Below are 13,204 nucleotides of genomic sequence, written 5' to 3'. Positions count from 1 at the left end.
AAGGAGCACTCCATGAGCATCGTCGTCGGAGACATCGCTGCGCTCGTCAAGGAGCCGTCCGGTCGCCCCAGTGACCGGGCGGTGCGGTTCTGGGCCTGGAACGCCGCGGTCGGTTGGACCGTCTTCGCGGCGTTGCAGGTGCTCTGGATGCTCGTGGCCGACGCCTGGACCCAACCGCTGCACCTGGCGGGCCTGGGCCTCACCCTCGTCGCCGCCGTCGTGCACGTCGCGGTCATGCCGCGCTGGCGCTTCCGCGTGCACCGCTGGGAGATCACCGACGACGCCATCTTCGTGCGCTCCGGCTGGTTCACGCAGGAGACGAGGGTGGCGCCGATCGCCCGCCTGCAGACCGTCGACTCCCGCCGCGGGTTCCTGATGCGGATGATGGGGCTCACGTCGGTGACGATCACCACCGCCAGCTCCGCCGGGGCCCTCACCATCCACGCCCTCGACGATGCCGTGGCTCGTGAGGTCGTGGCCGTGCTCGCCGAGGTCGCGCAGCACAGCGAGGGGGATGCGACGTGACCGACGCACCCGACGCACCCGACACCTCCACCGAGCCGTGGCGCCGCCTCAACCCGCGCATGCTGCTCGTGCATCCGCTGCGTGAGCTCATCCGGTATCTGCCCGTGCTGCTCATCGCCCTCATCGCGGGCGCGGCAGGCGGCGAGCCGTGGTGGGCCTACGTGCTGTCGGGGCTGGGTGTCGTCTTCGGCATCCTGCGCTTCTTCACCACCACCTTCCGCATCACCCCCACCCACGTGCAGGTGAAGAGCGGCGTGCTCGGCCGGCGGACCCTGTCGGCGCCGCGGGACCGCATCCGGTCGGTCGACGTGGACTCGACCCTGCTGCACCGTCTCTTCGGACTCGCGGTCGTGAAGGTCGGCACCGGAGCGTCGCACGGGCAGGACGAGCTGGAGCTGAACGCCGTCGCGCTGAGCGAGGTCCCGGCACTCCGGGCCGAACTGCTCCGGCTGGCGGCGACGGAGGACACCGACGACGACGGCACGGCGCGGGCGCCGGCCAATCTGAGCGGCTGGCAGCCGCGCTGGGTCCGCTACGCGCCGCTCACCCTCAGCGGGGTCGCCTCCATCGTCGTCGTCGCTGCGGCCGCGCTGCAGCTCAACTTCTTCGAGGGCGGCATCCTCACGCGCCTGCCGGTGGTGCAGCAGGGCATCGGATGGGTGGCTCACCTTCCGCTGCTGACCACGGCTCTCTGGGGCGCCGGCGGTCTGATCGTGATCGCGTCGCTCGTCGCAATGGCGCGCTACGCCCTCTCCTACGGCGGCTTCGCCATCCACCGCGCCCGGCCGACGACCCTGCACATCGCCCACGGCCTGCTCCGGGCCCGTCAGGTCACGCTCGACGAGACCCGGTTGCGCGGGGTGCTGCTCTCCGAGCCGCTGTCCCTGCGGGCGGCCGGAGCCGCCTCGGCGCACGCCATCATGACCGGTCTCGGCCGGCAGCGCGGCGGGGTCGCGCTGATCGCGCCGCCCGGCCCCCGCGACGAAGCGCTCCGCATAGCCGCGGAGGTGCTCGGCACGAGCGAGCCGCTCGACGTGCCGCTCATCGAGCACGGCCCTCGCGCGCACCGGCGGCGGTACACCCGGGCGGCAACCTTCGCGGGCGTCCTCGCGTTCGCGGCGCTCGTCCTGCAACTGCTCGGCATCGTCGGGCCGCTCGTCTGGTGGGCCTTCGCCGTGATCGTTCCGGCGTCGGCGCTCATCGCCGAGGACCGCTGGCGCGGCCTGGGGCATGCTCTGCAGCCGGGCTGGCTGATCGCCCGCAGCGGCTCGCTGAACCGCCGGCGTGCCGTGCTCGCCACCGACGGCATCATCGGCTGGACCATCCGCCGCAGCTTCTTCCAGCGCCGCGCCGGCCTGGCGACCCTCATCGCCACGACCGCCGCAGGGCGGCACCGCGTGGTCATCCCCGACCTGCCGGACAGCCAGGTGTGGCCGATCATCGAGGCGATCAGCCTGCGGCACGAGGAGCTCTCGCCCGGCCAGTATCTCGCCCGGTACGCCGCGGCGGTCTAGCAATACAGCTAGATCCGGCGAGACAGCCGCCCCAGCGAGACAGCCGCCCCACCGAGACGGCTAGAAGCGCAGCTCCTTCAGCAGGGCGAGCCCGCGCAGCGCTGCGTCGTTGCGATCGAGCGCCTCCGCCGCGGCGCGGGCCTCGTCGAGCACATCTTCGCCCCAGGCGGCACGGATGTCGGCGGCCGATCGCGCGCGGTCGAGTGTGTGGAGGTCCTGGCGCGCGTTCACCCGCTCGGCGATCGCGAACAGCTCGCGCCCCGACCGCAGCCACGCGGCGTCGCGGACGACGTCGTCGCGCTCCGCGAGCATCCACTGGGCGATCCCGAGGAAGCCTGCGCCCAGCACCGGCTTGTCGAGGTACGACGCCTGCAGGCGGTGATTGACCAGGATGCGCGTGCGCAGGTCCCTCGCCAGCTCGTCGATCCCGGACCAGCCGACCAGGTCGGGTCGCACCGGCAGCGCGCGGAGCTGCGTGACCAGGCTCGCCGCCCCCAGGATGGTCAGCCACGGGTTGGTGACGCTGTTGTGCTCGATGAACACGGCGACGGCGTCGCGATACTGCAGGATGCCCTCGGCGAGGTCGCCCTCCGCGAGTGCGATCTCGGCGAGGCCGCCGTGGCCGATGCCGTAGTAGTCCACGTACTCGAACCCGGTCGAGTCGTTCTCTTCGCGCAGGTAGCGTTCCAGCATCTCGCGGCCGGTGCCGACGTCGCCCTGCGTGATGGAGTTGATGGCGATCAGCCAGTCGAGCTGGTGCAGATCGCCGGAGGCCTGCAGCTTGGTCATCCCGTCCTGCGCGCGTCTCGCCCACAGCAACGTCTCGGCCGGTCGCGCCAGCTGACTGTGGACCTGGGCGATCGACTGCGCCGCCGACGCCGTTCCCCAGGTGTCCTGGGACAGTATCGACTTCTCGTACGCCGCGGTCGATCTGCTCAGGGCACCGTCGAGGTCGCCCTCGTTCTCCAGGAACTGGGCGGTGATCAGGTTGCCCATCGCGGCCAGCTGCGGGTCGCTCGACTCGCGGTACTGCGCGAGCAGCGCCATCCCCGGCCCCTCCCGACCCGCGAGCTGCACGAGGTTCGTGAGCGCCTCCAGTCGAGGGTCGTCGAGGGGGCCGTCCCGTTTGATGCGCTTGAGCCGTGAGATCGCGCGCACCGCGGTCCGGATGCCCGCGTAGAGGAACGTCGCTCCGACCACTCCGTACGCCGCTGCGGCATCCTGTCGTTCGTCGGGCCGGGGCTCCCACCCGGTGAGCGCGCCGACCACGATCGGGCCGAACGCGAGCACCTCGGTGTGCGCGCCGCGCAGCGACCAGTAGTAGGCCAGAGCCGAGAAGACGGAGGCGACGACGCCGCTGCGCCGGTCGTCGATCGCGGCGCGCAGGATGGTCACCAGGTTGTCCTGCTCGGCGGTGATCAGGTTGAAGCTCGGAACCTGCGCCACCCCGTGCAGCCGGGCCAGCGTCTCGCGGGAGAACTGCTGCGCCCACCGGTACATGCCGTCGCGCACGAGCTGGGTCTCGCCGGCCTCGACGAGGGCGAGGTCGCCGAACTCGCGCACGGTCTCGAGCATCCGGTAGCGCAGGATACCCGTCGACGGGTCTTCGGCGACCGAGACCAGCGACTGGTTGACGAGCGCGTCGAGGTCGTCGAGCACGGTGTCGGCGTCGTCGCCCGCGACGACCTCCGCCGCGGTCGCGCTGAACCCGTCGGGGAACTGCGACAGGCGCCGCAGGAGGGCGCGCTCCGAGCCGCCGAGCAGGTTCCAGCTCCAGTCGATGACGGCGAGCAGGGTGCGGTGGCGCTCGGGGGCGGTGCGCTCGCCGCTGGTCAGGAGCGCGAACCGGTTGCCGAGCCGGCGCTCGATCTCCTCGACCGACATCGACCGGGTGCGTGCGGCGGCGAGCTCGATGGCCAGCGGCAGCCCGTCGAGGCGATCGCAGAGCCGGGCCACGGCATCCGGTGGCAGCACGACCGCCGGGCGGGCCGCACGGGCGCGCTCTGTGAAGAGGGCGACCGCCGGACCCGCGCTTCCGCTACCGTCCGTGCCGGGACCGTCGACGCTCGCCAGCGAGTCGAGCGGATAGACACGCTCGGCGCCGATCGCGAGAGGCGCGCGGCTGGTCGCGAGCACGCGAAGGGTCGTCGTCGACTCCAGGATGTCGGCGATCCACGCGGCGGCGTCGTCGACGATGTGCTCGCAGTTGTCCACGATGAGGAGCGTCTCGCGCTCGCTCAGCACGCCCAGGATGCGCGACCGCAGGTCGAGCTGCGCCCCCGGGTCCCCGGGTCGCAGGGCTCGCGCCTCCCGGATGCCGAGGGTCGAGGCGAAGGCGAGGGCGATGTCGTCGCCGGAGCGCACACTCGCCAGCTCGACGAAGACCACCGCCGGGGTGTGGACTGCGCGGTTGCCGACCTCCTGCGCGAGGCGCGTCTTTCCGAGTCCGCCGGCGCCCAGCACGGTGGTCAGCCGTGACGTGGCGATGAGGTCTTCGAGCGCGTCGAGGTCGTACTCGCGCCCGATCAGGGCGTTGGGGGCGGCGCGCAGCCCGGCGCGGAGGCGCGTCGGTGCGGGTGGCGGGACATCGTTCCGCGCCGCCCGGTCGTGTTCCGCTGGTGCCCTCCGCGGCGACTCGCCGGCCTCTCGCGCCCGCTCTCGCTCGTGCTCCCGCTCTCGCTCGTGCTCCCGGACGTGCTCCTGCTCGTCGTCGCGGAGGAGCGCCGCGTTGAAGGCAACGAGCGCCGCGTCGGGGCGGGTGCCGAGCTGGTCGAGCATCGCCTCTTTCAGCTCGCCGAAGGCCCGCACGGCGTCGTTGCGCCGGCCGGCCGCGTCGAGAGCGCGCAGCCGCTCGAGCTGAACGGCCTCGTCGAGCGGTGCGACGGCGGTCAGGGATTCCAGGTCGCGCAGAGCGGCAGACGGATCGCCGAGCATCCGGTGCGAACGGGCCCGGATGAGCAGCAGTTCGTCGCGCAGGGCGGAGGCGGCGCGTCCCAGTTCGTCGGCCAGCGGGATCGAACCCAGTTCGACGCCCGGCTCGCCCCGCCAGAGCGCGAGCGCGCGGCTCGCGTTCTCGGCCGCGGTCGTCGCGTCGCCGTCGGCGTCCGCCTGCCTCGCCCGCTCCAGGTGGATGCGCGCCAGGCCGAGGTCGGTGAGCTGGGGTTCGATCGCGAGCGCGTAGCCCGTCGGTGTCGACTCGAGCAGCCCGTCGGCGCTCGCCGTGCGCACGCGGGAGACCAGGGTCTGGAGGGCCGCGCGCTCCTGGCGGGGCGGAGCGTCGTCCCACAGCTCGGAGACGAGCGATCGCACCGAGACCGACCCCCGCGCCAGCACCAGAGCGACGATGAGGCTCTTGCCGAGCGCACCTGCGGGTTCCACGAGCGCGCCGGTTCGGTCTTCGACCAGTACGGGGCCGAGGACTGCGATCCTGGGGGAAGCGGGCTTGGAGTCCACCCGCCGATTTTAGCCAGCCTGGGCGACAGGCGGGTGCGCCGACCCTAGGCTTGTAGCGAACACGGTCGCCCAGCGGTGAACACGACGTCACGACGGGGAGTGCGATGGCATTCGATTGGTCAGGGTTCTATTCGGCACAGGGTGGGCGCGGGGTGCGCCCCACGTTCACCAGCGGTCTGGACGCCTGGCTGGGCGACGAGCCCGGCGACGCGCTCGACCTCGGCTGCGGGGACGGCGTCGAGACGCATCGTCTCGCCGAACTCGGCTGGCACGTCGTCGCCGTCGACGCGGATCCGGGTGTCGAGGAGCGCGTCCGCGCCGAGGTGGGGGAGGAGCTCGCGCCGCTCGTGGAGGTGCGCCAGTCGGGATTCGAGACCCTGGGGGAGCTGCCGGCGAGCGACTTCGTGTACGCGGGCTTCGCCCTGCCGTTCTGCGAGCCGACCCGTTTTCCGTACCTGTGGGCCGACATCCGCGACGCGCTGCGGCCGGGCGCCGTGTTCGCCGGTGAGCTGTTCGGGCCGCACGACGAGTGGTTCGGCCGGCCGGGGATGAACTTCCACGACCGGGCCGGTGTCGAGGCCATGCTCACCGGGCTCGACGTCCTGCAGCTGGTCGAGGACGACCGGCGCGGGATGTCCTTCGAGGGTCCCAAGCGCTGGCACGTCTTCCACCTGGTCGCGCGCGCCTGAGCATCCGGGGTCCGAGCACCGGGCCGCGAGCACCGAGCCGCGAGCACCGAGCCGCGGGACCTGTGTGCCCGCGCGCCTCAGCGAAGCGTCTTGCGCGCGGTGATCTGCCCCGTGTCGAAGCCGAGCAGGTGCAGGCCGCCGTGGAAGCGGGCGTGCTCGATCTTGATGCAGCGGTCCATGACCACCGTGAGTCCTTTCGACTCGCCGTACTCGGCGGCCTCTTGGTTCCAGATTCCGAGCTGGACCCAGATCGTGGGCGCGCCGATCGCGACGACATCGTCGATGACGCTCGGGATGTCGCTTCCGCGACGGAAGACGTCGACGATGTCCGGGACCTCGGGAAGCGACGCCAGGTCGGGGTAGGCCTTCTCGCCCAGGATCGTGTCGGCATTCGGGTTCACGAAGTACACGCGGTAGTCGCTCGACTGCTGCAGGTACGTTCCCACGAAGTAGCTGGAGCGCGCCGGATTGGGTGAGGCGCCCACGATCGCAACGGACTTCGCCGCGCGCAGGATCTTGAGCCGCTCCTTCGCGTCGGGACCCACCCAGGTGCGCTGCGATCTGAGGAGCTTCGCCAGCGGCGAATCGGCGGGGAGCGCGCAGCTCAGGCCGTTGGCCAGCTGCACCTCAGCCGTGCCGTCGGGAGCCGTGCCGTCGGGGGCCGGGCTGCCGGCAGCGGTGGTGGCGGAGGCATCCGTGAGAGTCATGCGTTCTCCTTCACAGCGATGGCGAGAGCCTGATCGAGGTCGTAGATGATGTCGTCGACGTCTTCGATTCCCACGCTAATCCTCACGACGCCCGGAAGCACCCCCGCATCGAGGAGCTGCTGCTCGGTGAGCTGCGCGTGCGTGGTCGACGCCGGATGGATGACGAGCGTCTTCGCGTCGCCGATGTTGGCCACGTGGCTGGCCAGGTTCAGCGACTCGATGAACGTCTGACCCGCCGCGCGCCCGCCCTTCACCACGAAGCTGAACACGCTGCCCGGGCCCTTCGGAAGGTATTTCAGCGCTCGGTCGTGGTGCGGGTGAGCGGTAAGACCGGCCCACAGCACCGACTCGATGCGCGGGTCGGCGTCGAGCCACTCGGCGACCGTGCGCGCATTGTCGACATGCGCCTGGATGCGGTACGGAAGCGTCTCGACGCCTTGGGCGAGCAGGAACGCCGAATGGGGTGCGAGCGTCGGGCCGATGTCGCGGAGCTGCTCCGCGCGCAGCCGGGTGAGGAAGGCGTACTCGCCGAAGTTGCCCGACCACTGCAGCCCTCCGTACGACGGGACCGGCTCGCCGAACAGCGGGAACTTCTCGCTGTGCCAGTCGAACCGGCCGCTCTCCACCACCACGCCGCCGAGGGTGGTGCCGTGTCCGCCGAGGAACTTGGTGGCCGAGTGGATGACCACATCGGCGCCCCACTCGATCGGGCGGTTGAGGTACGGGGTCGCGATCGTCGAGTCGATGATCAGCGGGATGCCCGCCGCGTGCGCGACCTCCGCGAGACCCTCGATGTCGGCGATCTCGCCCGACGGGTTCGCGATCGTCTCGGCGAAGATCAGCTTGGTCCTGTCGGTGATCGCCGCGGCGTAGTCGGCCGGGTCGGCGCTCTGGACGAACGTGGTCTCCACCCCGAAGCGGCGCAGTGTCACGTCGAGCTGGGTGATCGAGCCGCCGTAGAGGTTGGCCGACGCCACGATGTGGTCGCCCGTCCCCGCCAGCGAGGCGAACGTGATGTACTGCGCGCTCAGGCCGCTCGCCGTCGCGACGGCGCCGAGGCCGCCCTCCAGGCTGGCGACGCGCTCCTCGAACGAGGCGACCGTCGGGTTGGCGAGCCGCGAATAGATGTTGCCGTACTTCTGCAGGGCGAACCGGGCCGCCGCATCCGCCGTGTCGTCGAAGACGAACGCACTCGTCTGGTAGATCGGAAGCGCTCGGGCCCCCGTCACCGGGTCGGGGATGTTGCCCGCGTGAATCGCACGCGTGCGGAAGCCATATTCGCGATCAGCCATGGGGTCACGCTACCCGAGCATCCGGGGGTGGATGCGCGGAAGTCGTAACATGCCGCAACCCGCCCGTCCTCGGCCGTGATCGAGATTTGGTACACTTGTACTAGATCGCAGGTTCGCGATCCCGGACGACGGTTCAGTACCCGGTGCGCGACAAGACTGGCCACGGGAGTGAACCATGTCGTGGATCGTGCTGATCGCATCCGGAGTCCTCGAAGCCGTCTGGGCCACAGCGCTCGGAAAGGCGGAGGGTTTCACCAGGCTCTGGCCGTCCGTCACTTTCGGTGTCGCGCTGCTCGCCTCGATGGCCGGCCTCGCGTTCGCCATGCGGGACATCCCGACCGGCACCGCGTACGCCGTGTGGGTCGGCATCGGCGCGGCCCTCACCGTGCTCTACGCGATGGTGTTCGGCGGCGACGGCTTCTCGCTCGTCAAGGTGCTGCTGATCCTCGGTCTCGTCGGCTGCGTGATCGGACTCAAGCTCGTCGACTCGCACTGACAGTCGTCGACGCGCACCGACGGCACCGACCGCATCGACGGCGCCGGATGCCCTAGCTCGAGAGCTGCACCGCGCCCAGCGCGAGAGCGGCGATGAGCACCCAGGAGAGCAGGCCGACCGCCAGGGCCCGCGAGCCCGTGCCGAGCAGGGTGCGCAGGCGGACGGCCGTTCCCAGCCCGAACAGCGCCATCGCCAGCAGGGCGGTCTGCAGCTGGTCCGCGCCGTCGATCACCACCTGGGGCAGCGGCACGAACGAGCGCACGAGCACCGCCACGATGAAGCCCGCGACGAAGAGCGGGACGATCGGCGGACGCTTCGCGGCCGGGTCGGGGTCGACGTGGCGGCGGCGCTCGACCGCAGACGCGATCGCCACCATCGGAGCGAGCATCAGCACGCGCGTGAGCTTGACGACGATGGCGACCGCCAGCGCTGCCGAACCGGCGATCTGCGCGGTCGCGACCACCTGCCCCACGTCGTGCACTCCGGCTCCCACCCAGTGCCCGAACTGCAGGTCCGTCAGGCCGAGCGGATGCCAGAGCACCGGGAGGACGAAGATCGCCAGCGTTCCGCAGAGCGTCACCAGTGCCACCGGTGTGGCGGTCTCCTCGTCCTTCGACTTCACGACCCCGCTCATCGCGCCGATCGCCGAAGCGCCGCAGATCGAGAATCCGGTGGCCACGAGGAGCGGTTGATGCCCGGGCAGCCGGAACAGGCGCCCGAGCCACAGCGTGCCCACGAACGTCACGACCACGATCGCGACGGTCGTGGCGATGGTCACCCAGCCGAGACCGGCGATGTCGCCGAGACTCAGCTTGAGGCCGAGCAGCACGACACCGATGCGCATGAGCCGCTTCGCGGCGGTCGAGAGTCCCGGTGCGAGCACCCCGGTGACCGCCGACCGGGCGAACGGCAGCTGTCCGACGACGATTCCGAGGACCACCGCCGCCGTGAGCAGCGGGACCGCCGGCACCAGCCAGTGGATGCCCCACGCTGCGAGCGCCGCGACCGCCGCCGCCGCCGCACCGGGCAGCCACGGGAGAGTCCGGGTGGAGGGCGCGGCGCTGTTCATCCCCTCTATTCTGCCGGGCCGGCCGTGCTGGTCCCGCTCATCGGTGCTGAGGTCCCGCGGGCCGGCTCAGAGCGCCGCGAGCAGGGCCGTTCCGTCGGGGACGCCGAGACCCGTGCACGCGTCCCAGCCCGTCGTCGCTTTGTATGCGCCGTTGTCGCCGCTCGTGATGTCGCGGAAGCCGGCCGCGACCTGACCGGCACCGACCGAGTCGTACAGCGTCGGCTGTGCGAGCCCGAGCGGCTTGCCGGTCGACTGCACCAGGCGTGCCACGAGCGCAGCCCACAGCGGTGCGACAGCGCTCGTCCCGCCGATCACCAGGTCTTTGCCGTCGACCCGCACGCGGTACCCGGTCTGCGGGTCGGCGACCGCCGACACATCCGGGACCCCGCGCCCGCTCGGACCGTTCGCCGCCCCGCCCGCGTCCTGCCCTCCCGCGCCGGTCGGCACCCCGATGCCCACCTGCCACGACGGCTGCGGGAAGACCGCGCTGACGCCGCCGCCCGTCGCACCGCGGCCGCTGCCGTTGTTCCACACCGTCTCCGACTGCACCACACCCGTCGATCCGTCCGCTGCGAGACGCGTCCCGCCGCAGGCGAGCGCGTGCGGCGACGACGCCGGGAAGTCGACGTGCGCCTTGCCGTCGCCCACCCGGTCGCTGCTTCCGTCGTCGCCGGCAGCGGCCGTCGTCGTCACGCCGAGTGCCGCCGCGTCGGTGAGGGCGCCGTCGAACGCCGTGCGCGCCTGCTGGGTCCAGCCGTCTTCGCTCTGCCCCCAGCTGATGCTGATGGCGGCCGGCGTGGGCGTCGCGTGCGCCGCCGTCGTCACTGCGTCGACGAAGCCCGCGTCCGTGTTGGGTGCGAAATAGACCACGATGTCGGCGCCGGGAGCCAGAGCGCCCGCCACCTCGATGTCGAGCATCACCTCGCCGTCCGCTCCGTTCGGGTCGGCCCCCGGCGCGTTCGACGCGCCGTCGACGCCCACCGCCGTGACTTTCGGTCCGGTGATGCCGAGGCTCGCGAAATACGTGTCGAGGTCCTCCTGCACGAATCCGCCGCCGAGCTCGATGATCGCGATCGTCTGCCCGCTGCCGTCCGTGCCCTCCGGGAAGCGGTAGACCGACCCGAGCTCGATCGGCGTGTAGCTCGTCGAGACGGCTCGCGGCAGGGCCACCCGGTACAGGGCACGCGCCTGCGGCCGGTCGTCCAGCCCCAGCACCGCCGTCACCACACCGTCCAGGGCAGCCGGGATGCTCAGCCCGCCCGTGCGCTGACGGTGCGTGACCTCGCGGTCGTGGGCGTCCGTGCTGGTCGCCTGCGCGAGGTCGGTGCCGAACACCCGGCTCATCACCGACGCCGGCCCGGACACGCGCACCCGCCGCTCCGCCGCATTCGAATCGGCCACTGTCACCCCGAGCGCCGTCATCGTCGACCGCACGAGCTCGATGTCCTCCTCGGACGCGCCGTACCGGGATGCGAGCTCCTCGCGCGACATCGGCGTCGCGAGCGCAGCATCCGGAACCTCAGCCCGTCGCCTCAGAATGAGCGTCGCCTCCACCGGCGCCGAGGGCTCGACGGCGGTCTGGGCATGGACCCCGGGAGCGGCGGGTCGCTCGCTTCCGGGCAGGGGGACGAGGTCGAGGGGCTTCTCTGCGTCGGTCATACTCCACGGTCTACCACCAGCCCCCGATAAAGCCAGCGCAGCCCGGATAATGCCGGCACTGCCCGGCCTACACCCAGCTGGGCAGCCACATGTGGATCTGCCAGAACCAGAACGGCACCTGCTGCCCGATCCAGATCGGCCAGAAGAACGCGCTCACCGCGACCACGAACACCAGGAAGATCCCCACCAGCCACAAGCCCCGCACCCGTCGCCAGCGGGGGTCCGTGCGCTTGCCCAGGATGATCGCGATCACACCGGCGAGCGCGAGGATCAGGTAGGGCTCGAACGCGATCGAGTAGAACTGGAAGATCGTGCGGTTCATGTAGAGCAGCCACGGCAGGTAGCCCGCCGCCAGCCCGGTGAGGATGAGGCCGACCCGCCACTCCCGGTACCGGATCAACCGGTAAACCAGGTAGAACACCGCAGCGGCCGCCGCCCACCAGATGAGCGGGTTGCCGAGCGACGTGATCGCCGCCGAGCACGAGCTGGCCGTGCATCCGTTCTCTCCCGCCGTCGACCCGACGTAGTACATGCTCGTCGGCCGGATCATGAACAGCCACGTCAGCGGGTTCGACTGGTACGGATGCGGCACCTGGAGGTGGATGCTGTACCCGTACATCTCCGTCTGGTAGTGCCAGAGGTTCTGCAGCCACAGCGGTACCCAGCCGAGTCCGCCCTTCCACTCCATGTGGGTCGCCTGGGCCCAGTTGCGGTAGTAGCCGCCCTTCGTCACGATCCAGCCCGTCCACGTCGCGACGTAGCTCACCAGCGCGATCGGCACCATCAGCAGGAACGTCGCCGGTCCCTGCTTGAGGATCGCGCCCGTGATGTAGAACGGGAGACCGACCCGGCGGCGCGCGACGATGTCGACGACCACCGTGTAGACCGCGAAGAACGCCAGGAAGTAGAAGCCGCTCCACTTCACCCCCGCGCACAGCCCGGTCAGGATGCCCGCCGCGATCAGCCACGGACGCCACCACAGTGCCGGACCCCAGGCCGGGTCCCCGCCCTGCGCTCGCCGTTCCGCGACCCACGCCGCGAGTCGTGTCGCGTGCCATTCGCGATCGAGCAGGATGCAGCCGAACGCCAGCAGCGCCAGGAACATCACCGAATTGTCGAGCAGCGCCACGCGGCTCATCACGATCGCGTGCCCGTCGACCGCCAGCAGCAGACCTGCGATCGGCGCCACCACCGTCGAGCGGAAGAGTTTGCGCGCGATCAGGAACAGGACCAGCACCGCCAGGATGCCCACGACCGCCGTGCTCACCCGCCAGCCGAACGCGTTTCCCGCGCCGAACGCCGCCAGCCCGAGCGAGATGATCCACTTGCCGAGCGGCGGATGCGCCACGAACGACGGGTCGGACGTGAAGATGTCCGTCTTGCCCGCCGCGAACTGCGCATCCGCCTTGTCGGGCCAGCTGCCCTCGTACCCGAAGTGCATCAGCGTGTACGCGTCCTTGACGTAGAACGTCTCGTCGAACACCAGCACGTGCGGGGAGCCGAGGTTCCACAGGCGCAGGATCGCCGCCAGCAGCGTCACGCCCACTGGCGCGCCCCAGTACCAGAGCTTCATCCGCAGCGGCGTGCGCAGTCGTCGGGCCCACCAGTCGTCGAGTCGGCTCCCCGTCTGCTCGGCGGCGCGACGGCCGACAGCGAGCGGCCCGGTCGCGGGCCCCCCAGCGGCAGGCTGCCCGGCAGCGGGCGGCCCGGCAGGGGTCGGCGCAGGGACGGAGCCGAGCGCGGGAGTCGAAGTCACCAGATCATGCTAGGGGTCCAATCCTTGGCGGCGCCTCAGGACAG

At 71.2% G+C, this 13,204-nt stretch carries 10 protein-coding genes and 1 riboswitch; of the genes, 4 read left to right on the top strand and 6 right to left on the bottom strand.

The window, feature by feature from the left end:
- Window positions 1–12: 12 nt before the first annotated feature.
- Together ACFVV5_RS14385 and ACFVV5_RS14380 are read left to right on the top strand one after the other, a co-directional pair.
- The gene (locus ACFVV5_RS14385; protein ID WP_387245296.1) at window positions 13–525 is read left to right on the top strand and encodes a PH domain-containing protein; all 513 of its coding nucleotides are present in this window, start codon (window positions 13–15) and stop codon (window positions 523–525) included.
- Window positions 522–2,039 carry a PH domain-containing protein gene (locus ACFVV5_RS14380; protein ID WP_387245293.1) on the top strand — a complete coding sequence of 506 codons (1,518 nt, stop codon included), beginning with the start codon at window positions 522–524 and terminating at the stop codon, window positions 2,037–2,039. Before ACFVV5_RS14385 ends, ACFVV5_RS14380 begins: the two co-directional genes overlap by 4 nt.
- Before the next feature lie 60 nt (window positions 2,040–2,099).
- On the opposite strand, the gene ACFVV5_RS14375 is transcribed toward ACFVV5_RS14380, so the two are convergent.
- Window positions 2,100–5,492: a BTAD domain-containing putative transcriptional regulator gene (locus ACFVV5_RS14375; protein ID WP_387245290.1), complete on the bottom strand. Its 3,393-nt coding sequence runs from the start codon at window positions 5,490–5,492 to the stop codon at window positions 2,100–2,102.
- Between the two features lie 104 nt (window positions 5,493–5,596).
- Between ACFVV5_RS14375 and ACFVV5_RS14370 the strand changes: the two genes are divergently transcribed.
- Entirely contained in the window at window positions 5,597–6,181 is a 585-nt protein-coding gene (locus ACFVV5_RS14370) for a class I SAM-dependent methyltransferase (protein WP_387245287.1), read from the top strand.
- Window positions 6,182–6,258: 77 nt separating this feature from the next.
- Here the strand turns inward: ACFVV5_RS14370 and ACFVV5_RS14365 are convergent, their stop codons facing one another.
- Both ACFVV5_RS14365 and ACFVV5_RS14360 read right to left on the bottom strand, forming a co-directional pair.
- Window positions 6,259–6,789, bottom strand: coding sequence for a CoA-binding protein (locus ACFVV5_RS14365; RefSeq protein ID WP_387245518.1), 531 nt, complete (start codon window positions 6,787–6,789; stop codon window positions 6,259–6,261).
- A 95-nt stretch (window positions 6,790–6,884) separates the two neighbouring features.
- A complete protein-coding gene (locus tag ACFVV5_RS14360) occupies window positions 6,885–8,180 on the bottom strand; it encodes an O-acetylhomoserine aminocarboxypropyltransferase/cysteine synthase family protein (protein ID WP_387245284.1) in 1,296 nt (431 codons plus the stop codon).
- 100 nt (window positions 8,181–8,280) lie between these two features.
- Window positions 8,281–8,345, top strand: a riboswitch (guanidine-III (ykkC-III) riboswitch).
- Between the two features lie 10 nt (window positions 8,346–8,355).
- On the opposite strand from ACFVV5_RS14360, the gene ACFVV5_RS14355 reads away from it, so the two are divergent.
- Window positions 8,356–8,676, top strand: coding sequence for a DMT family transporter (locus tag ACFVV5_RS14355; protein WP_387245281.1), 321 nt, complete (start codon window positions 8,356–8,358; stop codon window positions 8,674–8,676).
- Window positions 8,677–8,728: 52 nt separating this feature from the next.
- Here ACFVV5_RS14355 and ACFVV5_RS14350 read toward each other — a convergent pair whose 3' ends face one another.
- From ACFVV5_RS14350 to ACFVV5_RS14340, 3 genes are all read right to left on the bottom strand, one after another.
- Window positions 8,729–9,745 (bottom strand): YeiH family protein, encoded by a 1,017-nt coding sequence (locus tag ACFVV5_RS14350; protein WP_387245278.1) that lies wholly within the window; start codon window positions 9,743–9,745, stop codon window positions 8,729–8,731.
- Between the two features lie 66 nt (window positions 9,746–9,811).
- Window positions 9,812–11,404, bottom strand: a complete 1,593-nt coding sequence (locus ACFVV5_RS14345) for a protease pro-enzyme activation domain-containing protein (protein ID WP_387245275.1) — start codon at window positions 11,402–11,404, stop codon at window positions 9,812–9,814.
- A gap of 67 nt (window positions 11,405–11,471) precedes the next feature.
- Window positions 11,472–13,160, bottom strand: a complete 1,689-nt coding sequence (locus tag ACFVV5_RS14340; protein WP_387245272.1) for a dolichyl-phosphate-mannose--protein mannosyltransferase — start codon at window positions 13,158–13,160, stop codon at window positions 11,472–11,474.
- Window positions 13,161–13,204 lie beyond the last annotated feature (44 nt).

The sequence above is a fragment of the Leifsonia sp. NPDC058248 genome (genome assembly GCF_042881905.1).
GTDB lineage: Bacteria > Actinomycetota > Actinomycetes > Actinomycetales > Microbacteriaceae > Leifsonia.
This window is presented reverse-complemented; position numbering and strand designations above follow the sequence as displayed.

Bases quoted from the DNA above. Each gene is read 5' to 3' on its own strand.
- ACFVV5_RS14385 (WP_387245296.1), top strand. From the start codon at position 13: ATGAGCATCGTCGTCGGAGACATCGCTGCGCTCGTCAAGGAGCCGTCC.
- ACFVV5_RS14370 (WP_387245287.1), top strand. From the start codon at position 5,597: ATGGCATTCGATTGGTCAGGGTTCTATTCGGCACAGGGTGGGCGCGGG.
- ACFVV5_RS14360 (WP_387245284.1), bottom strand. From the start codon at position 8,180: ATGGCTGATCGCGAATATGGCTTCCGCACGCGTGCGATTCACGCGGGC.
- ACFVV5_RS14355 (WP_387245281.1), top strand. From the start codon at position 8,356: ATGTCGTGGATCGTGCTGATCGCATCCGGAGTCCTCGAAGCCGTCTGG.
- ACFVV5_RS14350 (WP_387245278.1), bottom strand. From the start codon at position 9,745: ATGAACAGCGCCGCGCCCTCCACCCGGACTCTCCCGTGGCTGCCCGGT.
- ACFVV5_RS14345 (WP_387245275.1), bottom strand. From the start codon at position 11,404: ATGACCGACGCAGAGAAGCCCCTCGACCTCGTCCCCCTGCCCGGAAGC.